The sequence below is a fragment of the Streptomyces sp. HUAS 15-9 genome, assembly GCF_025642155.1.
Classification (GTDB): Bacteria; Actinomycetota; Actinomycetes; order Streptomycetales; family Streptomycetaceae; genus Streptomyces.
On sequence record NZ_CP106798.1, the window covers coordinates 3,754,964 to 3,777,612 of the forward strand.

Genomic DNA, 22,649 nt, shown 5'->3' on the forward strand with positions numbered 1-22,649 from the left:
GATCAGGCTGCCTTGGGCCCTGCGGCGGCGCCGGCGAGCGAGGTGACCGCGACCGCGCGGAACGCAATGCCGTGCCGCTTCTGGCCGTTGAAGTCGTTCTCCCACGGCCGGGCGATGAGCCCCGTGAGCGCGACCGGCGTACCCATGGCCAGCTCACCGGAGATACCCGGCTCCGGAACGGTGATGGACAGGATCTCCACCTCCTCGTTCGCCGCGAACATCACGTCCACCGTCATCAGCTTCGCCCCGGTCTCGGTGTCGGTGGCGATCTCGCCGGTACGGCGGTCGCGCACCTTGACCTGCGGGGACTTGGCGACCATCACGACCGCGCCGGAGGTGTCGACGGGAATCTGACGCACAGGGATCACTCCTCTATAGATGTTGAACTCCGCCACTCATGTACATGAGTGGCATGAAGAAGAGTGCATCACTCCTGTACATGAGTCAACCCGCCGCGAAGAAGAACTCGCGACGGGCTGTGAGAAGTTGAGCGGCCGTCAGTCGTCCGCAGGGATCCGGTACTCGAAAACGAACTGGTCAGCGGCCATGAGCGTGTCGCACACCTCGACCACGAGACCCGCGACCGTACGCGCCTCCCGGATCAGATGAATCACCGGAGCACCCGGGCTCAGCGCCAGCTCCGTGGCCTCCGCCTTCGAGGCCGGCCGCGCTTGCAGCGTCTCGACGAACTCCGCGAACTGATGCCCGTGGTCTTCCAGTCGGGCGTAGATGCCACCGCCGCCGGGGTTCTCGGCGAACAGCTCGGGGATGTCCTTCACGACGTCCCAGGGCAGGTAGGACGTGGCGGTCTCGACCGGCGTGCCGTTACGGAAGTACAGGCGTCGGCGGGCCAGCACCTGCGTACCGGCGGGGACGCCCAGCCGCTCGGCGGCATCCTCGGGCGCCTCCATGGGCCCGATGTAGAGGACGCTCACCTTGGCCGTGGCCCCGGACTGCGCGGACTCCGCGAGGTAGGCCGCCTGCCCCCCCTGCCGAAGCGAGCGCCGGAAGCGATCGGAGGAGCGGTGCCGCACCGGAGGCCGGTTCTTCACGATCGAGCCCTTGCCGTGCCGGGTCTCGACCAGCCCGCTAGCCCGCACCTCGACCATGGCCTTACGAATCGTCCCGCCGGACACGCCATAGCGATCCACCAGCTCAGACTCACTCGGCACCATGTCACCAGGCTTCAGAACCCCCGCCCGAATCTGCTGCACGATCTCGTCCGCGATCTGTACGTACCGAGGCCCGGAACCGACCCCTCCCGCCGCAGTTCCCATAGTCCTTCTCTGCCTCCTATGCTCCTCTACATGAGTCAACCACAGGAAGCGACACCCTCCCCCCTGCACTCCGTGTCCGTAGCCGGAGCAGTGGTGCGCGAGGACGGCCGCCTCCTGGCGATCCGCCGAGCCGACAACGGCACCTGGGAACTCCCTGGCGGCATCCTCGAACTCAACGAGACCCCCGAAGCCGGCGTCGCCCGCGAGGTCCTCGAGGAGACCGGCATCCACGTCGAGATCGACGAACTCACCGGGGTCTACAAGAACACCACCCGAGGCATCGTCGCCCTGGTCTTCCGCTGCAAGCCCTCCGGCGGCACCGAACGCACCTCCAGCGAATCCACGGCCGTCTCCTGGCTCACCCCCGACGAGGTCAGCGACCGCATGTCCGAGGTCTACGCGGTCAGACTCCTGGACGCCCTGGACGGCAACGGCCCCCACGTCCGCAGCCACGACGGCAAGCGCCTCATCCCAGCGGGATAAAATCTTCTCTCCATCATCAAGGCGGCTCGCTCCGCTCCCCGCGCGCGGCCCGGCCCCCGGCCGGGCCTGCGCTCCTGTCTCCGCCCCGCTCCAGCCCGGCCGGCGCCCGTGCCGCGCACAGAGCAATCAGCCGCCTGACGCCAGAGAAGGGGTACGTCGTGGCTGGGGCGGTCGGCTCCGCGGCTTTACGGAGCCACTTTGGCGCGAGCCTCGAAGATCATGGCCCCAACGTCGTGCTTTACCGGGCAGGTCCACAGACTGCCCGACGCGCCGGAAGCTTACGGGGCCATGATCACTCGCGCCAAAGCAGCGCCACCCCAAAGCCGCTACACCGACCTCAGATAAAAGGCGCACTGCGGGTATTCAATCAGAGGGGAGCCTCACAAAGGATCTTCGCAGTAAGACTGGCTTCCCTATGCCCGCGAATAGCACATCGCGCCACGGCCGAGTACTCGGCCGAGCGAGTCATAAATTGCGCCAGCTCCGCCAACCTCTCCTTGTATTCAACCCGCATGTCGGAATTACCCGTAAGAATCAATTTATAAATTCGATCAGCCCTCCCGCAGAGCGATATCATCTTCAAATGTATCCTCTTCCTCTCTCTGACGGTATACGGATGATCTAAGTGCAAAATCACGCGCGAAGAATCAATGCGACTCATCGCCAAAGGGTCTGTCAGCACCATCGAGGTGTTAAGTCCCAGCTTTCCTTCCTCGTCGTACCAAACGGTTGATACATCGAGGACCGAGCAGGGATCCAAGAGTAGGGGCTCTTCACAATCAATGGAGTCATTCGGCCCGTAAGCTCGGTATGAACCGACCGCCAGCGGGAAATGGTCCTGTTTGCCACCGGCGCTACCCGACTCTGCGTGCTTTCGCCTACTGTTGCAGTAAGTGCACGCGTATCGATAATTCTTGTAGTCGAAGGCCAGCCACCAGTAACCCGGATGGTTCGCATCCTCGGCCACTTTCCCCTTAGGGCGATAGTGGTCTACAGCATTATCCGATCGCGTATTCTTTGACTCGCAGTACCAACACTTCCCATGCGAGGCTTCTGACAATTTCTCTTTGACTTCACGCCAAAGGTCAGAATGGTCCTTGAGGATTTTATCTCTCTCGTCATCGGAACTTGCTTGCTCAAGCTCACGCGTAACAGAAGCGCACTCCTTCTTCCACTCTGCGGGCAGCAGAGAAGCAACTTCCAAGAGATCAATAAGAATCACGTTACTCTCCCCCGGGCGCTGTGAAATCGCCTTCGCTAAGGACTTCCCTCAGGAGGTCTTGAGCGGCTTCGCGGTTTTCCTCGATCTCTTCACGCGAAAATACTAGAGGCGCATCGATGCCCCCCTCCTCGCTGAGCTTCGCCCGCAAGTACTCTTGAAACTCTGGATCCCTATCTTCCATAAGGAGACCTAGCGCTTGAAGCTTTTCACTCAGCCCGCGCAACTCCTCCGCCTCAACAGAGGATAGGTAGTCCCGCGAGGCTAGATCTCTTTTCCGATCGAGAAGCTCAAGTGTTTCGAGGTCGAGTTGCGACCTCAATCCATAGACGTCACTCGTCAGCAAATTACCGACGCCCATACCGCGGGGATCCTCGATTGGTGCAGACGCCGAGATCGTCCCATCGTCATGGCGTTCCAGGATGCGGACTTCCGACTTCAGGAGGCCGGCCACTACTAGAGGATCGTGCGTGGCCATCAAAACGTGCGACGTCTCGTCCAGCGCACCGAAATCATGCAGGAATTGCCTGTATCGAACACTCCAGGCCGGATTAAGGTGCGTGTCTGGTTCATCCAACAAGAAGAGCGATTCTTCTTCCCTCGTGAATCTCATAAGACCTAGTACCAAAAGCAGCTGCTGCTCGCCCTCACTGAGTTGTCTGAAAGTAAGGGAAGAAGAACCTCGTTCCGTCGAAACTCGGATCCGAACATCGTGAATCAATTCCGACATGTAGGTACTTTCGAGCGCCTTGAAGAACTCCTGATTGCTTGGGTAGGCGCTCGCTAGTGCCCGAGTCTCAGCAAGCCCGGATAGATATAGAAAGAGATGCTCTGAGCGGCTAAACCTAGCCAGCCCCACGGGAACTCTTCTATCGAGTCTCATTGGCGCGAGCGCGATCGCATACAAGCGATCCAGGAAACTCCTGACTGTGCCTCTTGCATTCCAGAAGCGCTTATCTCCGGACCGGCTATGCCATGATGGCTTCTGCATGACAAACATGACTGACTCAAGGTCATGTATACCGAGTAACCCCTTGAGGAGTCTTTGAACGGTGGGGTCGTCATCCAAGAAAAACGCAAGCAGGACGAAGCTGGAGTAAACATTCCTCGCGTAAAAGAGAGGACGCAAGGGCTTCTCTTCACCTCGAAGAAGATCCCTATAAAAGCGCTCCTGGTGGGCACTGAAGTGCTCCTCCAGCCGATTGCTCGGGCCGGAGTAGTAACCGAATACATGCCGAGGCCGATAACTCGCCCCTACATTACCCACAAACTTGCCATTCGGAATAACATCCCCGTTCACTGAACAGGTGAGATGAATCGAGCCAGCGTTCTCCGCCGCTGATACGTGAATCAAGTCGCCGCTGATCTCATACTTTAGGTCATACTCGAATCTCGGAGTAAGCCCCAAGTCGAGATCCCGGAAGATCACCGTGAGTGCTTCCAGCAGGTTTGATTTGCCAGCGCCGTTACGCCCGACAAGAACTGATACTGGCGCAGTATTGTCGAATGACACATGGAAATCATTCAGATTTTTGAATCTGCGTACACCAACTTCAAGTATTCTCATGAAGGGGCGCCGATCGTGACAAAGACCAGTTCATCGTCTGGGCGATCAATGTCGATGCGTCCATCTTTCGATAGATCACGAAGCAGGGCATAGAAGTCGTCTACAGCATCGTCTTCCAAACGCATACTACGATATAGCTCTGCGGGGCTAATTCGACCACCTGACGACTTAAGAATCTGAAGCAAATTATCAGCGTTCGCCACGCCGCCCTCTGCACTCATTTCGCCCGTTTTCCTTACCTGGGAGGTTTTCTTCTTAGCAGGAGCCTTTACCGAAGACTGTCGCTCAAGCATTCGGTTGACGAGGTTTTGCGTTTCGACTCCTGTCATGGAGTTACTCAAGCTCTGCGAAATAGTGCGCGCCAGATCACCATAGGCCAGTCCCGCAATCGTAAGCACTTCTGTCTTTAGCAGATGTTGCTGGCTTTCGACCAGGGCGGCCCTAGCCTCGTTGGCCTTATCAACGACTTGATTAATCAAGTTCACTTGCCGGCGTTGTTCGGTGACTTTTGGGATGGGAACCGGTAGTTGGCGCACGTCACGCAGATTTAGGCCCGGCATGTCGATTCCTCGCATGCGGTCAGACAGCCAACCTTGCACCCAATGGCTTGAGAGCCAATGTGCTAGATACTCGCTTTCCAAGTCTTCGCGTGGCCGGAGGCGAGCAATTCCCCTGTTGATGTTCCCGCCATCCAGTTCGGGGGGAACCACTGCAACACGTGTATTACGGATAATTCCCAGCAACACATCACCAGAGGCGATAGCTGATCGAGAGAACTTCTCATGAACTGCCACCGACGTGTTCCGCAACTGGCCCTCGGTAACCTCGCCATTCTGCAGGTCTTGCTGTTGCACATATGGAACTCCAGTTCCATCCTCCACATCCGGTCCAGGTTGCAGGATCCCGTAAACGATCGGAGCATCGGGGGCAACTGCCTCAGCAGCAGTTACCCATGATGGGTCTGCTTCGCTCGGAAAGGACTCCTCCTCTGGGTCACGATCACCGATGATCACTTGATCCCGGAAGTTCCGCACCAAGAAGTCCAGGTCTGGAACGGACTCTGCTAGGACATGGCGAGCAGTGTCTACTCGCTCTTGAAATACGCGCGCCGTGTCCGCTAGAAGCTCTTGAATGGCCCGAGGTGGAATCGGAAAAGGCAAAGATTTAAATCTATTAAGCCCTAGGTGGGCGATATTTGTTGTTGCTTTCGCGATCTGCGAGAACACGCCCTCCTTTTGGTAGGCTCGAAAGACTAGTAGTGCGTACTCGGGAAGGATCTCCTTATGTGGGCGAAACCTAATGATACTGTTCTGAAAAAATAGTTCTTCGAGTTCACCGCGGTACACGGCGGCTCGCCCTACTAGCTCTCGGCTCTGCCCTTCGCACAGAAGCACGTCGCCATCCTTGAGGCGGTACTTCTCCCGCGCTTCACTGGAAAAGTTCATGGTGGCTAGATCGCTGAGATCGATCTCGTCGTCAAAAACATTCGCCACTCGGAGGTACGGATACTGCTCCGGCGCCAAGGACGCTGCCGGCGTCTTCTGTTGCCCAGAGATCGCGTCCCCGGCTTCGGCCACCTTGCAAACTGCCCAGCCGTCAGGAAATTCTTTCCTTATCACTCGTCACCAACTTCGATCGATTCCCGTCGTGCGGCGGCTACCAACGAGCTGTCTCGCAACATTTCTTCTACCTCCCCAATAGCCTGCTGAGCAGCCGTGATGCAGTCGAGAAGGGCTACTGCGACATCATGAGGTGTCCGGTGGACGCTTTCAGCAGCACTCTGTGTCCCTGAAGTGCCAGCTAGGTCCAACCTGTCATCTACCGACCTCAAGTCCTCGCGGGTTACACACCTGAATCGATCGGTCTCCTCTCGCTCGGCGCGGCCGAGAGGATCACTTCCGTAGCACTGAAGGAAGTCTCCTAGGTCAGAAATACCTAGCGGCTTACGCTTAGTGAATGAGCTGGAGGAAGACCTGAGGTCATAGATCCAGGTCGAATGAGTAGGGCCGTCTGCACAGAAGAAGAGAACTGACGTCCTGATTCCAGTTGCATAAAAGATGCCAGTCGGCAGCCTGAGGATCGTGTGCAGTCGATAGTTGTCGAGTAGATGGGTCCTAATCGACGATGCGACCCCCGACTCAAAAAGGACGTTGTCGGGGACTACGACGGCCGCTCTACCTCCCGCACTGAGGCTCTTGTAAATATGTTGGAAAAATCCTAGCTGCTTGTTCGATGTCCGGTAATCCATGTACTGACTTTGAGTCGCCGACAAGTTGCCTTTCACTCCAAATGGAGGATTCGTCAGGCATACAGACACCTGCAGCGCCTTGGGATCTCGACTAAGGGAATCGCCAAGTTCGATTTCTCCCTGCAGGTCATGCAGTAGCAGGTTCATAAGTCCCATGCGTTGGACATCATGCACTAGCTCAACACCATGTAGTCGAGGCTGTTCTTCGCCTTGATTTTGCGTGTGTAGGCCAGCCGCTACCAGAAAACCTCCGGTGCCTGCTGCGGGATCATAAACGGTGTCGCTATCCGTTGGATTAATCGCTTGTACCAAGGCGTCGACAACCGCCCGGGGAGTGAAGTACTGACCAGTTCCATACCTCGACTCCTGGGCATTTTTTTCAATGAGGCCCTCATAGACATCACCAAGCCCATTTTGACGAGCGCGATACCAGTCAATTTCATCGATGCCATTGATCAACTGCCTCAGCGCATCACCTGAAGTCAGACGAGTCTCCGCCTCGCCGTAAATCGTTGCTACCGTCTCATCCTGCGATGATCCAAGACGTTCCAATATGTCGCTATAAATGCCAGCAACTTCATCCGATCTTGCTTCTCGTAGCACTGCCCAACGGCAGTTCACTGGAAGCCGTTCCTCCATGCCGAGCTCTGCGGCCAACTTCAAGAAAAGCAAGTACGTAAGCTCATTGAGGTACTCGTGATAGGTGACTCCCTCATCACGAAGAACCGCACAGAGCGACCAAAGCCGCCGTGTAACGTCTGACGTATCCCTCATCTGGTTCCTTCGGGTCGTGCGAAAGCATCGGCACAGGGTAGGCAGGTCATGATCCCACGGTGAGTCGAGTTGAGGCCCAGGGCTCTCAGTTCGCGGCTCGGCCTCCACACCTGGGTCCCCCGTGCTCGGGCCCGCTGGATGTCCGCTGCTACTTCGGCTGCTACTGGCTGCTTCGGATCCTTGTGATCTCCCTCGCCCTGTCCCTGCCGCCTAGATGTGTCTGGCCTGCGCATCGTAGCGAGCGAGGGTCTGCCTGGTGCCGTATACAGCGGTTCAGCAGCCGAGATCCCGATATTCAGGCGGTGTTGTCAGTACCGCTTGGTGCGTTGATCATCGTGGCTCCAGTTCACCCCATCAAGCAGCTGGCGCCGTCCCGATCGGATGAGGAGACGAATGTCGGCTTCGTTGACGTTCGCGTCGGCACGGCCTCATCCGAACACGCGAGCGCCCTACCGGACCGCCGTCCTGAGCTGTGGAGGGCCCTCAATGCTGACCGACGTCGACAGCCGCCAACAGCTGTCCAACAGGTAAGGGCGCTGGTTGATAAAGCAACCGCAATCCACGGCTGCCCGAGATCAAGTGGGAACAGCAGGCAATCACAGGGAAAGGCGCTCAGCCCAACGCAGTGACGGAACAAGGATTCGGCCACGTCAGCGCCCCAAATGCTCCTAAAATGCCCTAGCTTCCCAAGCAGATGGCTCAGGCGGTGCAGTCGGACCGGCCGTCGCAACTTCTCTGGTCGACGACGCCGGCAACGAAGCTAAGACCGGCGGGGGTGCCGCGAGGCATACGCGCGCGTGATCGGTCGGCACAGCCGCCGTCGTGGCTGACTGTCGTCGGCTGAGGCTCAGACAGTCACAGAGAGATTCCTCCTCGAATCGATGCGCTGCATATCGCCTGAGGTCGGCATGACGCGACGGGGAGGGGAGCCCGAGTTGATGCTCAGGCTTCCCTCCCCGCCAGGAATGGCCGTTATCGTCAAGCGCCCTTCCGCTCGCTACCTGTCACTCGCCCTGTCACTCGCTCATCGCCAGGAGGTGACCGCGGCTGGTCGCGACGCGGAGGACAGCTCGCAGAGCGCCAGTCAGTTCTTTCGCCAGGCCCCGCACGACCTCCGGGTCCGTGTCCTGGTCGTCGAGGGCTTCGCAGGCTCGTTCCAGCAACTCCCCCGCCGTCCCGAGTTGGACTGCCTCGATGTTGTCCGCCAGGCGGGACATGGAGCCGTCCGGGTCGTCGGTGCTCAGGTAGCAGGGCTTGCCCTCCGGCCCCGACCACGGGAGGAGCCGCAGTTCGTTCAGTGCCGTCATCCTTGCGTCTGCCTCTCGTCGGTCATGTGGTGGGTTGTGAAGACTGCGTCGACGCATTCCCCTGGGAATGCCAGTAGTGCGGCTTCCACGACTCGACCGGTGGGGTCGGTCGCGACGCGTGTGATCGCGAGGATGGGTGGAGCAGAACCGATGCGGAGGGCCGAGACTTCGTCCGGCGTTGGCTGACGGGCGCACACCGTCTCCCTCACGGCGGTCGGCGACGGGCCCAGTACGCCGAATCTCGTGACCGTCTCCCGACATGTGGACTCGTCGTCGAGGACCCCGGCCGGTACGAGGTCATGCGGGATGTAGATGCGGGCCAGCCCGTGCGGTGCGTCTCCTTCGAGGCTGACGCAGGTGAACTCGGCAAGGGGACTACCCGTGGGCACCTTCAGCAAGGTCGTCAGATGCCCGTGAGCCTGCACCGTCGCGCTGCGAACGGTGACGCGTAGGGGCGCATCGGCGGCGGTCCAGGGGTCCAGCGTGCCCCAACCGCCGACGTACATGATCTTGCGCACTGGGCGGCGGACGAAGTTGCCCTTGCCGTGGATCTTCTCGACGAGGCCTTCCCTTTGGAGCACCGCGAGGGCGTTCCGCAGAGTCACCGTGCTGACCTTGTACCGGACGGCCAGGCCGGCTTCGGAAGGAAGACGCTCGCCAGGCTGGATCCGACCGGTCGTGATCTGGCGCCGGAGATCCTCGGCGATGTCGTGGTGGCGAGAGGGCACGACTCCGGTCACCGCCTTCTCAGCGTTCGCGCGGCGACTAGCCGGGTGCGCCTGTGTATGGTCAGCGACTCGCCTGACTCGAAGACGAGTTGTTTGGCGCCGTGAGGGAGTTGGAAGAGGTCTCTCACCCGGTAGGCACAGCCGCCGAGTTGGATGATGTCGCCGCACTGCACAGTGGTCGAGGTGACCTCGATGTTGGAGATCAGAGCGCCACCGGGGAGCCGTTCGCTCACCGCGCCACCTCCGCAGGCGCGGACTGGTCACGCGCCATGTGGCACGGGCAGTTGCACGCTTCGTAGATCAGCGGCAGGTCGACCGACGCCGAGGCCGGGGAGGACTCCGCGCAGGCGGGATGGGTGCCGATGCGGCAGGCGGTCGATCGGTAGAGGGCGGCGGGGGTGTCCGCGATACGAAGCTGTTGACGGGGAGGCATCAGTGGACCCCCACGAGGGCCGAGCAGGCATCGGTCGGCACATGGGGAGCGACCACTACCGAGCGCGCCCGTACGCGCGCCTCCCAGGCCAGCACGTAAGGGCGGACGAGCGCGGTGTCCTCACCCCTGAGCGGGTGTCGATGGTCCGGGCCCGCGGAAGCCCGACCCAGGACGACGGTCGACGCGTCAGCCGACGCAGCAGAGACGGAAGTGGCCGGCGGCCGCGCGGGCGTTAAGGGGCGGCGGTGCCTGCCCTTTGGGGAGCGCCGCGCTCTGGTGAGTGAGACGGCGCGGCGGATACGGTTGAGCACGCTGTTCAGCTCCTATCGCTGATGGCCCGGTCCCCCGACATCGCCCGTCGTGGGGACCGTTTTGCGTACGACCGCCCAAAGGGTGCGGCCGTTCAAGCTGGTGGCGAGGAGCCCGAACCGATCGGCCTCCGCCACCACGTCCAGGACCTCCCGCCATGTCTCGGCGGAGACCGATTCCGGTACCTCCGCTTCCACCGAGGTGTGGCGGGGGTATTCCTCCACTCGTGCGAGGAGCCCGAGACCGGACAGCCGGGCGGCGATGGCCGCCGCGCTAACTCCCGAAGCGGGCACAGGCAGCCTCCGTCACCAGCGATCACTTTGAGTGAAGCTAGTTAACTAGATTAGAGCTAGTGGACTAGATTTTCCATATGCCTGAGCAGCCGCCCTATCTCCGCATCGCCGACGAGCTTCGGCAGCGCATCGCGGAGCACGTATGGGAGCCGGGGGACCGTCTGCCGTCCCGCGCCCAGATCGGCCAGGAGTGCGGCGTAGGTGAGAACGTGGTCCGCCGGGCGCAGGAGTTGCTGATCTCCCAAGGTGTGCTGGAAGGCCGCGCCGGATCGGGCACTTACGTCGCCGAGCCCCGGCAGCGGGTCCGGGTCGTCCGGTCAACCGCCCGCGAGCAGCCCAGCGGATCGCCGTTCCGGGCCGACATGAAGGCCGTGGGCAGGCAAGGGGATTGGGAGAGCCGGACGGACGCCAAGGTGCCGGCGCCGACGGAGATCGCGGCGCGACTCGGCATTGCCGAGGGCGAGTTGTGCGTCCGGACGACATACGAGTTCCTGGCGGACGGCAGACCGGTGCAGCTGTCGACGAGTTGGGAGCCGTACGACCTCACGGCCGGCACTCTCGTCGTACTGCCCGAAGGCGGGCCCCACGCGGGCGCCGGGGTCGTGAACCGCATGGCCGAGATCGGGGTCACCGTCAGCCATGCCGTGGAGCAGCCGGAGCCAAGGCAGGCGACGGCAGAGGAAGCGTCGTTGCTCGGGATCCAGAAGGCCGCACTCGTCACGCACATCCGGCGGACGTACTACAGCGACGACGGGCGGCCCGTAGAGACGGCGGACATCGTGGTGCCCGCGGCTCACTGCGAGATCGTCTATGAGATCCCGATCAACCGGTAGCCCTGTCTAGGGTTCTCCATATGACCGACGATGCTCCGCGCTGTCCCGAGTGCAACCAGCCCCTGAGGTCGGGCGGCCTGGTGCTCGCCGGGCGGGACGACGACGGCCGACGGGCCTGCCGGGCGTTGTGGCGGTGCGCGGACCGGCACGCGTGGTGGCAGTGGGCGGACCGGCCGGACGACCCGTTGGAGGTCTGCCCAGTTCCGGGGCTGTATCCGTGACATCCAACGCTGACATCAACGAGGCCGGACGGCGGCATACAGCAGCACCCCCGAGCGGCCGTCGGACCAGCCGTCGACGGCCCCAGAGGCGGGGGTAGATCGAACTCCTAAAGCGGGTGTCGCAGGTTCGAATCCTGCCGGGGGCACCATGCCTGACCAGGCACGATGCATCAGAGAAGCCCCTCGGAAGTGATCTCCGAGGGGCTTTTCGGCGTTGCATGGGAACGAATGGGAACGGGCCGTCGGGCAACCTCCCGCGCGGGAATCCTGGGCGATTGCCCTCCTTCATCCCCTTTCACGCACAGCCGTCAGTAGACCCCGTCCACATCGGCGCCCTCGAGCACGACCAGGACCCCGCGGTCGTCCTCTGAAACGTCCTCTCCGACCGCCTGCCGACGTCACGCGGGCCACCGCCCGCAACGGACGACCCGAGCCGACGACGACTTAGCGACTCTGGCGGCGTTGGTGCTCGCCGTGCGTCAGGCAGCCCGGGAGCGCCGGTGGTCGGCGAGGCCGCCGACGGCCAACAACGGGACCAGGCGCGGGAGTTCACTGAGCGGGCAACGCTGCGTCGACCTGCATGTCGTCGAGATACACGTGGTCAGCCGGCGCAGACTTCGGCAGGGGCACGCCGACAGCCGGGTTGACCGCCGAACGACGAGCTTTGACCCCGTAGCCGAGCCGCTCGACAGCTTCTGGTCCGTGGCCGTCGGCCACTCGTTCGCCGCCGTTGCCGCCCGGCAGCTGCCGACGCGCACCGCCGGCGTCCCGCTGCGGGCGCAGCTGAAGAACCTCTACGGCACCGGCCCCGCGACGCCTGCGGCATCATCGGCGTCTTCACCATCCCCGCCGACCTCGCCGCCTTGCTCCGGTACATGCTCGCTCCTGCCGTGTCCCAGTTCCGAGCCGGTTTCGGCAACCCCACACGACGAGGGCCACGAAGGCCGACACGTTCCCTACCGGCGGTGACGGACATGACCAGAGCAGCCGTACAGCGGTGTCGCGGAGGCGCCGTTGCGTCGGCCGTGCGGCCGGATTCTCGTTCTCGCACGGTCCCGAGGGGCACCGGCGTCTTACGCGACCTCGAAGGCCGAGGCACCAGTGGAGTGCGCCGTGAAGGGGATGGCGGCATCGTGGAGGACGTGAAGCCCGGCGAAAAGCACGAGTGGCGGCTGTCGGCGGCGGAACCGGGACTGTGGCAGCGGGTCGTCGAGCAGCTGGGCACGGCGGTGACCGTGATCGACCCAGCGGGGCGGATCGTCGCGGTCAACCCGGCCGCCGAACGGCTGCTGGGGCGCGCGGCTGCGGTGACGGACGGGCAAGACCTGCACGACCTGTGCCATCGGGATCCGGGAGGCGCCCGGATCCCACGCGAGCACTGCCCACTGCTGCAGGCACTGGCCGAGGGGCGTCCGGCGCGCGGGGACGACGACAGGTGCCTGCGGGGTGACGGACGGCTGATCCCGATCTCCTGGTCGGCCACTCCTCTGACGCAGGGCGGTGTCTCCCTGGGCATGGTCGTGCTCACCATCGAGACCGCGGCGGACCACCGCGCCCACCGAGAGCGCGCGGAACGTGCCGAGCGGGCGGAACGAGCCGCTCGCACGACCGCTCTGGAGAGCCGCGCCGAGCGGTTGACGCTCGGCGCGGAGATCACCGAGGTGCTCGGTCAGACCCTGGAGGTGGACGAGGCCCTCGCCCGGTTGAGCCGGCTCCTGGTCCCCCGTTTCGCCGACTTCGCGGCGGTGGACCTGCGGGTCGGCTCCCGTCAGGTGCACCGGGTGGCGGTGACCGGACCGGAGGGCCGCGACGCCGGGCAGGAGGACTGGCGCGGACACCTTCCGCCGCCGGCCGGGGAAGCGGCCCACTCGGCCCTGGTACAGGTGCTGAACGGAGGCGGTCCCGTCCTGCGGGACCGTTCCGGCATGGAGGCACCGCCCGACTCCCCGTTGGCCGCCGTCCACCACGCCTTCCTCGAAGCGACCGGCGCGACATCGGTCATCACGGTGCCGCTCAGCGCCGGCCAGCGGGTCACCGGCGCCCTGACACTGGTGCGCAGCGACCCGGCACGGCCCTTCGACACCGGCGACCTGGACGTGGCGAGCGACATCGGCCGCCGGGTCGGCCCGGTCATCGACAACGCCCGCCGGTTCGGCCGACAGCGCGAGGTCGCCGAGGCCATGCAACGCAACCTCCTGCCCCCGCTGCCCGTGCACGGCCGCATCCAGCTGGCCGCCCGGTACCAGCCCGCGCCGGCCGGCTCGCAGGTCGGTGGCGACTGGTACGACGCATTCACGCTGAGGGACGGCACGCTCGCCCTGGTCATCGGCGACGTCGTGGGCCACGATCTGACCGCCGCGGCCGGCATGGCGCAGTTGCACGGCATCCTGCGCTCCCTCGCCTGGGACCACACCGGGCCGACCGGTCCTGTCGTGGACCGACTCGACGATGCCATGCACGCCATCACGGCCGTGTCGATGGCCACCCTCGTCCTCGCCCGGGTGGACGGCCCGGACACCGGCCCCTACACACTGCACTGGACCAGTGCCGGGCACCCGCCGCCCCTGCTGCTGACCCCCGACGGGAACGCGCAGTACCTCGAAGCCGGGCAGGGACTGATCCTCGGAACCCACCTGGGCGGCATCCATCGGCCGAGCGCCGCCCACGCCTTGCCGCCGGGGTCCACGCTCCTGCTCTACACCGACGGCCTGATCGAGGTTCCCGGCAGCGACCTGGACACCGGGCTCGGCCGACTGCGCCGCCATGCCCTCGCCCTCGCGCACGAACCGCTGGACGCCCTCTGCGACCGGTTGTCCGCCCGGGTGCCCCCCGGCAGCACCGACGACATCGCCCTCCTCGCCCTGCGCCTGCCCATGCCCTGAACCGGGCGGAGGCGTGATCGACGCCGGAGGTGCTCACGTTCCCGGAGCCAGTACCAAAACGCGGAACGGGCGGGGCAGGGTGGCCGTAAGGGTCGTCTCCGGCTGCTCTTCCGCTGCACGGTCCTGGGAGGGACGAACTGCCGACGCACGCCCGGCCACGCCGACCTGGGACGCAGGCCGACGAGCCTGCCCTCGGGCGGTGAAGTTCTCCAGTACGACGGCAGGTCACGCGCTGTTTGCGGGTTGGAAGGCCGAGGATGTGGCACCCGGCCTAGTGAGCGGGCCGAACGCGCGAACTGCGTCCCGCAGGGGTCAACGGTTCGGCAATGAGCCGCAAGCCGCACGAGGCCGGTGCGACCCGCTCAGCCCGGTCGGTTGTCGCCGCAAGGCTGCCCGGCGACAACCGCCAACGCGGTGCTGGCCGTCGATCGTGATCAGGCGCCCGATGCCGCCGATGGACCACGGAACGGTGAGGTAGCCGACCGATCCGTCCTCGCTGATCGGCTGGAAGGTGGATGCCGTCGGCCCACACGTAGACCAAGTCGACCTCCGAGAGATCGCGGTCCATGAAGGCGGCGTGGTCGTCTGGGACCGCGAGGTCGCCCTTTCTCCTGGCCGCCGGTCAAGGGCAGCAGCCCGAACACGTCCGGGTAGCGGTGACGGGTCATGACATCGACTGGGTTCGTCACGCTCACCGACCCCGAGTACGCCCGGCGTTCCCTTCAGTCGCGAACGTGTCGGATGTGGGCGGTCCGCCGCTTCCCCGAGCCGTCTTCGTACTCGACCGGGGAGCCGACCATGCACCACAGCAGAGCAGCGGCGAGAGGCGAGGACGGGCTGAGCGCCTGGCCCTCCTCCGTCGTCGGGCCCTGAGAAGTGATCTCGTACTCCTCAATGTCTGTGGACTCGCCGAAAGTCAGGCCGACCAGGCGACCAGGGGTGACCATCCGTCCGCCAGTCGCGCGAGGAGTGGAGGGCACTGCCCTGAGGAAGTTCTCCAGGAAGGTGGCGCGCTCCTTGAGCTGTGCACACCGCTTCTCCCGATGGCGCCGGTTGTCGGCGCGCACCCGGTAATCGGTGGCGGTGTCCAGAGGGCTCCGGCTGCCGCAGGTACTCGCGGATCTGGGACAGTTCGTTCTCGACACGGCGGCGAGATGTCTCGGCCAATGCTGTCACCGGGTATCGGGTGGCAGAGTCGGCTTCCTCGCGTCGTGGAGTCGGCACGGTTCCGCTCTGCCACGCGGAGCGAGCGGAAGCGGCGACGGTCCGGGTTTCGGTACCCCGAGCCGCAGAAGGCCGCCGCGCGGGCCCTCTCTGCGGTTCGGCTCGCGGCGACGGCGCCTTCAGTGACGGTGCTTCAGGTCCCGCCGTGCCGCCCGCGATCACACGCGGGGTTGGGGCCCGTCCTGACAAGAGCCACCGCGCGTCCGACGGCGGTACGGAGTCGGGTTTCGGCTCCGGACCGGTCGCGGTACCAGTCGGTGCCCCAGATCCGGTGCAGCTCCCAGCCCAGTCCCCCCGCAGCACTCCTTCGCGCAGACGGTCGGGGGCGCCGTTCCCGCCTGCGGGTCCGTAGCGGCGTACGGGAAGGGAGCTGGGCAGAGTGGGGGTTGAAGGGTCAGAGTCCGACTGCCGACGAACAGTGATCTGACACATTTCAGGGCTGAAAGGGGCTCGAACGGTCAATGCCCTGTCGTTTTCGTACTCAGTGACGCACTTTTGTTGTACTCAAAGGGACTTTTAGGTGGGTGGGCGGGTAGGCCACTACGGTGGTCTCCGCGATGCGCCCCGGACCTCGGCTTCTTCGCACAGTGCAGTTCGCGCTTGTGTCGTAGGAAAGCTGGTGCCCATGGATATCTGCGATCCCGTGTCGCTGCGGCAATGCCGCGTCGTCCGGGCAGACGGAGAGCTCGACCTATCCACCATGGTGGCATTCGCCGCACTGCTGCACGGCCCCGACCTCGTACCAAAGACGTTGTCGCTAGTGGTGGACCTGCGCCCAGTGTCGTTCATGGACTCCAGCGGGGTGCACGGACTGCGCTCGGCACAGACCAGGTACAAGGACCGCGGTGGCTGGACCCGTCTGGTGTATCACCAGCGGGGCATCCACTTCCTGCTGTGGGCGATGGGGCTGACTGAGCAGTTTCCCCGATATGCCACCACCCTCGACGCCCGCCTGGGACGCATCACTCCCGCAGGGTCGTCGTCGCTGGGTGGCAGCTCTTTCCTGCGGCCGGTGTCCGGCACGGACGGTCTGGGCGCGCGAGCTTGGGGCCGGATTGCGGACTGCGTCAAGGCCTGAAATCACGGTTCAAGCCGGAGCCAGGTGCCCTAACCTGGAAGCAGCAGTTGCGTCGGGCTTTCGGAAATCTGGCTACGCCACTGTCTGTGGCCCCTTGCCCCCGGGTCGTGTCGTGACCGACCAAGAGCGGCCGGAGCCGTATCACCGACGGAAAGCGGCTCCAGTCGGCGTCCTCCTTTGCATGCGCCAGGGCGGCCTCCCCCGCTCCCGGGGCGCCGAGTGAGGACGAACAGCGTGAGAACGCCGCCCCAGGTTGGGGGCTGGGCGATGTCCCCGCGCTCGGCGGTCGGCGCTCCTGGGCCCGAACCGGGAGCGCCGACCCTCGACAGTGAGTGTCACGACGGAGGCGAGCGCGACCAGGCAGTCTTCGCCAAGGCCGAGGAGGTGGCGGCCGCGGCTGCATTTCCGGAGTAATCGAGGCGGGACGACAAGGCGTCCGGGAGGACCCGATGGCCCTAGCAAGTCAGCAACGCATGCTGGAGATCCTGGTTGAGGCAGTGGATACACTCACGGACGAATTTGACCTCCCCGGTTACCTGCACCGTCTGTCCATCCGTTGCGTGGAGCTCCTTCCCGTCGAAGGTGCCGCCGTGGTGCTCATCACCCAGCACGGCGAACTCCAGCTCGTCGCGTCCTCCGACGAAGACACCCGGCTTCTGGAGCTCGCTGCCCTCCAGGACGCCCGCGGACCCTCCAGTCGCTGCTACCTGACCGGTCAGGCCCAGTTGAACATTGAGCTGACCTCGACGTCGATCGCACAGGACTCCGGCCCGTTCGCAACTCGTGCCCAGGGCAGTGATTTCGTCACCGTCCACACACTGCCGATGAAACTGCGCCACCAGGTCGTCGGTTCGCTGAACCTCTTCTGCTCACGGCCCGGTCCCCTCATCGAGTCCGATGCCCAGGCCGGCCAAGGGCTCTCCAACATGGCCACCATCGCTATCCTCCAGCAGCGCGCGCTGCAGCAAAGCCACGTCGAGAAAGTGCAGCTCCAGACCGCCCTGACCAGCCGAGTCGCCATCGAGCAAGCCAAGGGCATCCTCTCCGAACGGCACAGCCTCAGCCTCGACGACACCTTCGATTCGATGCGTGCCTACGCCCGCCCACGCCACCTGCGCCTGACTGAACTCGCCCAGCAGGTCATCGACGATACGCTGGACCCAGACTTCCGGCTCCCCTGACCAAGGGAGTTGGGGAGGACGGTGGGTAAAGATGATGGGCGGTGCGCCTCGAAGAGGCCACACAGCGGCGTAAAACGGGAGCAAGACAACACGTGCCCCTGCGTGCCCGAACGAACGGCGACCACCGGGGAAGAGCAGGGAACTACGGAGAGGGCGCGGAGAATGGCCCGGTCAGCGCCTTGCCAGCTCAGACTGCATCCACATACGCGATCTTCCAAACCAGTGCTCCAGGATCCGAGCGCGGCGGCGCTTGACTGGAGCATTGAAACTCCCGGCCAAAACCGCTCCGCCGACCGCGTGGGCATCCTGAAGGCTGTCCCGCCTGCTGAATTCGGCCGCGCGTGTGGACGTTCGCCCCGGCCCGGAGGGCTCGGAGCGCACTACTCCGCAGTGAACCCAGGTAGTGGGCGGGCGAGAGGAGCGGGCTCTGAGCAGCGATGACCAGCCAGGTCCACAAGACAGCCGCCAAGGCGACAGCCGCATTGTGATCATGATTGCTCTCCCATTCAGCCCTCCACGACCCTGATGATCGTCTTGCCAGGGGTGCGCCGGTCGGGGGCGAACGCGGCGGGCGCCTCCGAGAGCGGCCGCACCGCTCCGACGACGGGTTTGAGCCGTCCGTCCCGGAGCCGCTGGACGAGGTCCGTGAGCTGGGCACGATCGGGTTCGACGACGAAGAAGAGGGCCCGTCCGTCCTTGGGATGGACCTTGGGGGGCGCAGCGATGGTGACGAGCGTGCCGCCGGCGCGCACCAGCGCGGCCGAGCGGTCGAGGATCTCGCCGCCGATCACGTCGAACACCACGTCGACTTCGCCGGCACCCTCCAGTTGATCGGCCTGCAGGTCCAGGAAGGCATTCACGCCCAGACCGAGAGCCGTCTCCCTGTCCGCCGCCCGGCCGGTACCGATCACCCGGGCTCCCGCCTCGCGCGCAAGCTGCACCGCGATCGACCCGACGCCGCCCGCAACACCATGGATCAGGACGGTCTGGCCGGTCAGGAGGCCCGCATGGTCAAACAGACCCTGCCATGAGGTCAGCCCGGAGATGGGCAGCGCGGCGGCCACGGTGTGGTCGACGTCCGCCGGAAGCGGAGCGAGGTTGCGGGCCTCCACCGCGACGTACTCGGCCAGTGCCCCGTTACGGGCCCAGTCGGTCAGTCCGAATACCCGCTGGCCGACGGTGAGGCCGGTGGTTCCATACCCCAGCTTGGCGACGACACCCGACACTTCGTGCCCGGGCACGCTCGGGGTCCGCTCGCGGCCGGCGCGGTCCGTCCAGGTTGCCGGCCAGTCGAGCTCTCCGGGGGTGAAACCGGCGGCGTGCACCTGCACGATGACGTCGTTCTCAGCGGCCTGGGGATAGGGCATGTCCGTCAGGGAGAGGCCACCGACGCCGGCGTCAGGGTCTCGGACAGTGACGGCTCGCATGGCAACTCCTTGTTCGGTGCAGTTTCCGGAATCCGAGACGTGCGGCCCGCCTGCGCGTGGCGTGGTCAGGCGGAGGAGCCATGACGGGCCATGACCCATCTCAGCGCCTGGTCCACCGCGAAGCCACTTCAGACGGTGTATCCGGGGCAAACGATGGACGCTGGTGTGGTCATGATCTCGACCGACGACCAGTTCTTCCGGACCCGGCGCCGGGAGCCGATGAGCGTGGCCGCGGAGATCCAGTGGAGCCTGCTGCCGCCGCTGCCGATGTCCGTGCCGCAGGTCGAGGTGACGGGCATGCTGGAGCCCGCCTACCGCGTCGCAGGCGACAGCTTCGACTACGCCCTCGAAGACGACATCCTGCACGCCGCCCTGATCGACGCGATGGGCCACGGCCTGGACGCCGCCACGATGGCGACCGTGGCCATCGGCGCCTACCGGCATGCTCGGCGCGTGTTCATCGACCTGGCCGAGAAGTACGCGTTCATGGACGATGCCATCTCCCGGCAGTTCGGCGCCGACCACTTCGTCACGGCGCAGCTGATGCAGAGGAACATCGCCACCGGTGAGATGGAGCTGGTCAACGCGGGCCACCCCGCGCCACTGCTGATCCGCGACGGCCGGGTGGTGCAGCAACTGGAGAGCGCGACGACACTGCCCGTCGGCTTCGGCGGGGAGGTACCCCGGATCAGAGAGCACAGGGCTCCACGCTCGGTTCGGGGTGTGTCAAGCCGGCTGCGCGGCGGAGTGCAGCACCGGGGTGACTGCCGGGGCCGGGTCTCGGGGGGTGTGGGGGTAAGCGGTTGTCCGGTGCTGGAAGGAGAGAATCTTTGGGTTCAGGACGACGCCGTCGCGGATCTCGATGGCCTTTCTGACCGTGGGGTCGGCCTCCCAGGCCGCGGGGCCGCTCATGACCTTGCGCAGGTAGGGCAGGAGTGCCTCGCTGATTTCCCACGTGGCCGAGTTCCACAGGTGGGACGGGCTGTGATCCACTGCGTAGTAGTGGCAGCCCGCCCCCACCGTGAGCATCGGCTCGCCGAAGGTGGTCGGACGGGCCCACGCGAAGCCCATGCCCTCGTCGCAGGCGACGTCGATGAAGAAGGCCCCCGGTCGGAACAGGGCGAGTTCCTCTTCGGTGACGAACATGAGCGGCGCGTCGGTGTCCTGCAAGACGCAGTTGACGATGATGTCGAACCCGGCCAGGTACTCCGCCAGCGGCACGGAACCGGCCGCGGTGAATGCATGCAGGCGCGACGAATCGCTCTCCTGCTGCGCGAAGTGGCCCATCACGACCGAGGGCATGGGCGAGGCCACCGCTGCCGCGGCGCGCTGGGTGAGCACCGTGACGTCGGAGACCCCCATGGAGCCCAGGCCGGTGACCGCGCCGCGCGCCGTGGCGCCGAAGCTGATGACCACAGCGCGCAGACGTCGCCCGTAGCTGCCGGTCAGCCCGCCGAGCTGCAGGGCGTGCAGCACCGAGCAGTAGCCCGCGAGCTCGTTGTTCTTGTGGAACACATGGACACTGAAGGCGCCCGTGGACGTCCAGTGGTTCATGGCCTCCCAGGCGATGAGGGTCAGCCGTCGGTCGATGGCGAGCTGGGTCAGCTCCTCGTCCTGCACACAGTGCGGCCATCCCCACAGCACCTGGCCCTCACACAGCGCGGTGATGTCGTCGTGCATCGGTTTGGGCAGCAGCAACACGTCGCACTCGGCGAGGAGTTGCTCGCGGGAGCGCAAGCCCGCCACGAGCGGTCCGAGCGTGTCGTCAGCGACGCCGAACCGTTCGCCGTAGCCCTGTTCCAGGAAGATCCTCCCGCGTACGTCCGCCGCGATCCGGTCGAGGTGAGCAGGGTGCAACGGCAGGCGGAACTCGTTCTCCTTGCGGGAGGAGGCGAGTACTCCGAGACTCATCAGGCTCATACGCTTCCTCATCATTTCGTTCGCTTCGCGCTCGGCGTGCTTGGTGTGGCTGCCCGATATCTGGGTCAGGAGCCGTCGGCCCGGTGCCTGCGGACGCGCTCGGCCAGCGGGAGGGGCGTTTCGTCCAGACCGTCGATCGACCCGCTCGCCATGCGTGCACACGTCCCGTGGCAGGCGAGGAGCTGCCTGTCGTCGCGGTGGGAAACCACCACCGCCTCCGGGTCGTGTGCGTTGCGGTAGTCGGTGCCGCAGATGAGGCAGGCCAGTCCGGAGAGCATCTCCGCGGTCGGTTCGGGACGGTCCCGGCGGCGGCCGGAGATCGAGTCCTGTGAATACATGCGTCCCGCATCCTCTTGATCGGTTCAAAGTCGTGCTGATCGGTCCAGCCGTGCTGAGCGGCCCAGGGTCGTGCGCGAGATGTCCTAGTGCCCCGGGGCAGCCCGGAAGCCGGGAAATCCGCTACCGCGCTGCGCGGGACCGGATATGGAAGGCGGCGTGACGGTGCGGGCCAAGAGGCATGTCGCGGCTCATTTCCGGCCGGATCCGACGTACGCCGGCCTGTGCCGTTGTCCGAGGGCGACGCCGAAACTGATGACGGCGTGCCAGGTGCCCTCGGTGCCGCAACCGTACTCCCTTCCGGAGTCCGTACGTGCCGGATGCCGGACCCCGGAGCCGTCCCGCCGGGGCGTCATCGAGCTCTTCCCGCTTGTGCGGGAACCTTCCCGGCGCTGCGGACGTTATGGGCAGCGGTTGTAGTTGAAGTTTGCGAACGTGGAAACGCCCGCGGAGTTCTGACAGCGGGCGTTTCGCCGTTTCGGGGGTTTTCTTCGACGGCCGGCGACCAACAGCCCGGGGATGGCGTGATCGCGCGCATTCCGACCCAGCCGCCATCTCGAAGGAGACAGCACATGGCTCAAGGAACAGTGAAGTGGTTCAACGCGGAGAAGGGTTTCGGTTTCATCGCCCCTGATGAGGCCGGTGCCGACATCTTCGTCCACCACTCGGCGATCGATACCGACGGCTTCCGCTCCCTGAAGGAGAACCAGCGGGTGGAGTTCACCGCCAGCCAGGGCCCCAAGGGCATGCAGGCCGACCAGGTCCACGTGCTTTGAGGGCACCCTTCCCGAGGCAGGCCCGCACCGCGGGCCTGCCTCGGGCGGCTTCCGCAGGATTCCCGACGCGTGCGGCATCCTGCGCCCCGTCCCTCGCGCCGTGGGCAGCGCCGTACCTCCCGAAGGGAACACT

At 64.8% G+C, this 22,649-nt stretch carries 22 protein-coding genes and 1 pseudogene; 8 read left to right on the plus strand and 15 right to left on the minus strand.

Translation table 11 applies throughout. The annotated features are described in order from the left end of the window. Positions 1-2 precede the first annotated feature (2 nt). Positions 3-359 (minus strand): SCO3933 family regulatory protein, encoded by a 357-nt coding sequence (locus N8I87_RS17165; protein ID WP_263209777.1) that lies wholly within the window; start codon positions 357-359, stop codon positions 3-5. A 138-nt stretch (positions 360-497) separates the two neighbouring features. Next, entirely contained in the window at positions 498-1,277 is a 780-nt protein-coding gene (locus N8I87_RS17170) for a GntR family transcriptional regulator (protein WP_263209779.1), read from the minus strand. Between the two features lie 18 nt (positions 1,278-1,295). Here N8I87_RS17170 and N8I87_RS17175 point away from each other — a divergent pair, with 18 nt between their 5' ends. After that, positions 1,296-1,760 carry an NUDIX hydrolase gene (locus N8I87_RS17175; protein ID WP_263209781.1) on the plus strand — a complete coding sequence of 155 codons (465 nt, stop codon included), beginning with the start codon at positions 1,296-1,298 and terminating at the stop codon, positions 1,758-1,760. A 367-nt stretch (positions 1,761-2,127) separates the two neighbouring features. Here the strand turns inward: N8I87_RS17175 and N8I87_RS17180 are convergent, their stop codons facing one another. The 9 genes from N8I87_RS17180 to N8I87_RS17220 form a co-directional block, all read right to left on the minus strand. After that, complete coding sequence (locus tag N8I87_RS17180; RefSeq protein WP_263209783.1) at positions 2,128-2,982, minus strand: HNH endonuclease family protein; 855 nt, start codon at positions 2,980-2,982, stop codon at positions 2,128-2,130. Position 2,983: 1 nt separating this feature from the next. Continuing rightward, positions 2,984-4,492: an AAA family ATPase gene (locus N8I87_RS17185; RefSeq protein WP_263209785.1), complete on the minus strand. Its 1,509-nt coding sequence runs from the start codon at positions 4,490-4,492 to the stop codon at positions 2,984-2,986. 50 nt (positions 4,493-4,542) lie between these two features. Next, positions 4,543-6,165 carry a restriction endonuclease subunit S gene (locus N8I87_RS17190; protein WP_263209786.1) on the minus strand — a complete coding sequence of 541 codons (1,623 nt, stop codon included), beginning with the start codon at positions 6,163-6,165 and terminating at the stop codon, positions 4,543-4,545. Then, positions 6,162-7,466 carry an HsdM family class I SAM-dependent methyltransferase gene (locus N8I87_RS17195; protein ID WP_263209788.1) on the minus strand — a complete coding sequence of 435 codons (1,305 nt, stop codon included), beginning with the start codon at positions 7,464-7,466 and terminating at the stop codon, positions 6,162-6,164. The genes N8I87_RS17190 and N8I87_RS17195 overlap by 4 nt, the downstream gene beginning before the upstream one ends. Before the next feature lie 1,118 nt (positions 7,467-8,584). Further along, positions 8,585-8,875: a hypothetical protein gene (locus N8I87_RS17200; RefSeq protein ID WP_263209790.1), complete on the minus strand. Its 291-nt coding sequence runs from the start codon at positions 8,873-8,875 to the stop codon at positions 8,585-8,587. Then, a complete protein-coding gene (locus N8I87_RS17205) occupies positions 8,872-9,615 on the minus strand; it encodes a GntR family transcriptional regulator (RefSeq protein WP_263209791.1) in 744 nt (247 codons plus the stop codon). Before N8I87_RS17205 ends, N8I87_RS17200 begins: the two co-directional genes overlap by 4 nt. Then, positions 9,612-9,836, minus strand: a complete 225-nt coding sequence (locus N8I87_RS17210) for a hypothetical protein (RefSeq protein ID WP_263209793.1) — start codon at positions 9,834-9,836, stop codon at positions 9,612-9,614. The genes N8I87_RS17205 and N8I87_RS17210 overlap by 4 nt, the downstream gene beginning before the upstream one ends. Further along, entirely contained in the window at positions 9,833-10,036 is a 204-nt protein-coding gene (locus N8I87_RS17215; RefSeq protein WP_263209795.1) for a hypothetical protein, read from the minus strand. Before N8I87_RS17215 ends, N8I87_RS17210 begins: the two co-directional genes overlap by 4 nt. A 323-nt stretch (positions 10,037-10,359) precedes the next feature. Further along, positions 10,360-10,638, minus strand: a complete 279-nt coding sequence (locus N8I87_RS17220; protein WP_263209797.1) for a hypothetical protein — start codon at positions 10,636-10,638, stop codon at positions 10,360-10,362. Between the two features lie 77 nt (positions 10,639-10,715). Between N8I87_RS17220 and N8I87_RS17225 the strand changes: the two genes are divergently transcribed. The 3 genes from N8I87_RS17225 to N8I87_RS17235 all read left to right on the plus strand — a co-directional run bounded on the left by N8I87_RS17225 (position 10,716) and on the right by N8I87_RS17235 (position 14,574). Then, entirely contained in the window at positions 10,716-11,471 is a 756-nt protein-coding gene (locus tag N8I87_RS17225) for a GntR family transcriptional regulator (protein WP_263209798.1), read from the plus strand. 20 nt (positions 11,472-11,491) lie between these two features. Continuing rightward, positions 11,492-11,692, plus strand: coding sequence for a dehydrogenase (locus tag N8I87_RS17230; RefSeq protein ID WP_263209800.1), 201 nt, complete (start codon positions 11,492-11,494; stop codon positions 11,690-11,692). A 1,142-nt stretch (positions 11,693-12,834) separates the two neighbouring features. Continuing rightward, a complete protein-coding gene (locus N8I87_RS17235) occupies positions 12,835-14,574 on the plus strand; it encodes a SpoIIE family protein phosphatase (protein ID WP_263209802.1) in 1,740 nt (579 codons plus the stop codon). Positions 14,575-15,296: 722 nt separating this feature from the next. Here N8I87_RS17235 and N8I87_RS17240 read toward each other — a convergent pair. After that, positions 15,297-15,641 (minus strand): GreA/GreB family elongation factor, encoded by a 345-nt coding sequence (locus tag N8I87_RS17240; protein WP_263209804.1) that lies wholly within the window; start codon positions 15,639-15,641, stop codon positions 15,297-15,299. A 782-nt stretch (positions 15,642-16,423) separates the two neighbouring features. Here N8I87_RS17240 and N8I87_RS17245 point away from each other — a divergent pair. Then, a complete protein-coding gene (locus N8I87_RS17245; RefSeq protein WP_263216514.1) occupies positions 16,424-16,876 on the plus strand; it encodes an STAS domain-containing protein in 453 nt (150 codons plus the stop codon). A 473-nt stretch (positions 16,877-17,349) separates the two neighbouring features. Continuing rightward, the gene (locus N8I87_RS17250) at positions 17,350-18,057 is read left to right on the plus strand and encodes a GAF and ANTAR domain-containing protein (protein ID WP_263209806.1); all 708 of its coding nucleotides are present in this window, start codon (positions 17,350-17,352) and stop codon (positions 18,055-18,057) included. Positions 18,058-18,563: 506 nt separating this feature from the next. On the opposite strand, the gene N8I87_RS17255 is transcribed toward N8I87_RS17250, so the two are convergent. Next, positions 18,564-19,484 (minus strand): NADP-dependent oxidoreductase, encoded by a 921-nt coding sequence (locus N8I87_RS17255; protein WP_263216515.1) that lies wholly within the window; start codon positions 19,482-19,484, stop codon positions 18,564-18,566. 177 nt (positions 19,485-19,661) lie between these two features. Between N8I87_RS17255 and N8I87_RS17260 the strand changes: the two are divergent. Beyond that, positions 19,662-20,204 (plus strand): annotated as a pseudogene (locus N8I87_RS17260) (PP2C family protein-serine/threonine phosphatase); the annotation flags it as partial. 6 nt (positions 20,205-20,210) lie between these two features. On the opposite strand, the gene N8I87_RS17265 reads toward N8I87_RS17260, so the two are convergent. Next, on the minus strand, positions 20,211-21,404 hold the full coding sequence (locus tag N8I87_RS17265; RefSeq protein ID WP_263209808.1) for a N(5)-(carboxyethyl)ornithine synthase: 1,194 nt from the start codon (positions 21,402-21,404) through the stop codon (positions 20,211-20,213). A gap of 65 nt (positions 21,405-21,469) precedes the next feature. Beyond that, the gene (locus tag N8I87_RS17270; RefSeq protein WP_263209810.1) at positions 21,470-21,742 is read right to left on the minus strand and encodes a hypothetical protein; all 273 of its coding nucleotides are present in this window, start codon (positions 21,740-21,742) and stop codon (positions 21,470-21,472) included. Positions 21,743-22,312: 570 nt separating this feature from the next. Between N8I87_RS17270 and N8I87_RS17275 the strand changes: the two genes are divergently transcribed. Then, positions 22,313-22,516: a cold-shock protein gene (locus tag N8I87_RS17275; RefSeq protein WP_263209812.1), complete on the plus strand. Its 204-nt coding sequence runs from the start codon at positions 22,313-22,315 to the stop codon at positions 22,514-22,516. Positions 22,517-22,649: the final 133 nt, after the last annotated feature.

Bases quoted from the DNA above. Each gene is read 5' to 3' on its own strand.
- N8I87_RS17270 (WP_263209810.1), bottom strand. From the start codon at position 21,742: ATGTATTCACAGGACTCGATCTCCGGCCGCCGCCGGGACCGTCCCGAA.
- N8I87_RS17215 (WP_263209795.1), bottom strand. From the start codon at position 10,036: ATGCCTCCCCGTCAACAGCTTCGTATCGCGGACACCCCCGCCGCCCTC.
- N8I87_RS17275 (WP_263209812.1), top strand. From the start codon at position 22,313: ATGGCTCAAGGAACAGTGAAGTGGTTCAACGCGGAGAAGGGTTTCGGT.
- N8I87_RS17265 (WP_263209808.1), bottom strand. From the start codon at position 21,404: ATGAGCCTGATGAGTCTCGGAGTACTCGCCTCCTCCCGCAAGGAGAAC.
- N8I87_RS17230 (WP_263209800.1), top strand. From the start codon at position 11,492: ATGACCGACGATGCTCCGCGCTGTCCCGAGTGCAACCAGCCCCTGAGG.
- N8I87_RS17255 (WP_263216515.1), bottom strand. From the start codon at position 19,484: ATGCGAGCCGTCACTGTCCGAGACCCTGACGCCGGCGTCGGTGGCCTC.
- N8I87_RS17245 (WP_263216514.1), top strand. From the start codon at position 16,424: ATGGATATCTGCGATCCCGTGTCGCTGCGGCAATGCCGCGTCGTCCGG.
- N8I87_RS17200 (WP_263209790.1), bottom strand. From the start codon at position 8,875: ATGACGGCACTGAACGAACTGCGGCTCCTCCCGTGGTCGGGGCCGGAG.
- N8I87_RS17225 (WP_263209798.1), top strand. From the start codon at position 10,716: ATGCCTGAGCAGCCGCCCTATCTCCGCATCGCCGACGAGCTTCGGCAG.
- N8I87_RS17170 (WP_263209779.1), bottom strand. From the start codon at position 1,277: ATGGGAACTGCGGCGGGAGGGGTCGGTTCCGGGCCTCGGTACGTACAG.
- N8I87_RS17250 (WP_263209806.1), top strand. From the start codon at position 17,350: ATGCTGGAGATCCTGGTTGAGGCAGTGGATACACTCACGGACGAATTT.
- N8I87_RS17175 (WP_263209781.1), top strand. From the start codon at position 1,296: ATGCTCCTCTACATGAGTCAACCACAGGAAGCGACACCCTCCCCCCTG.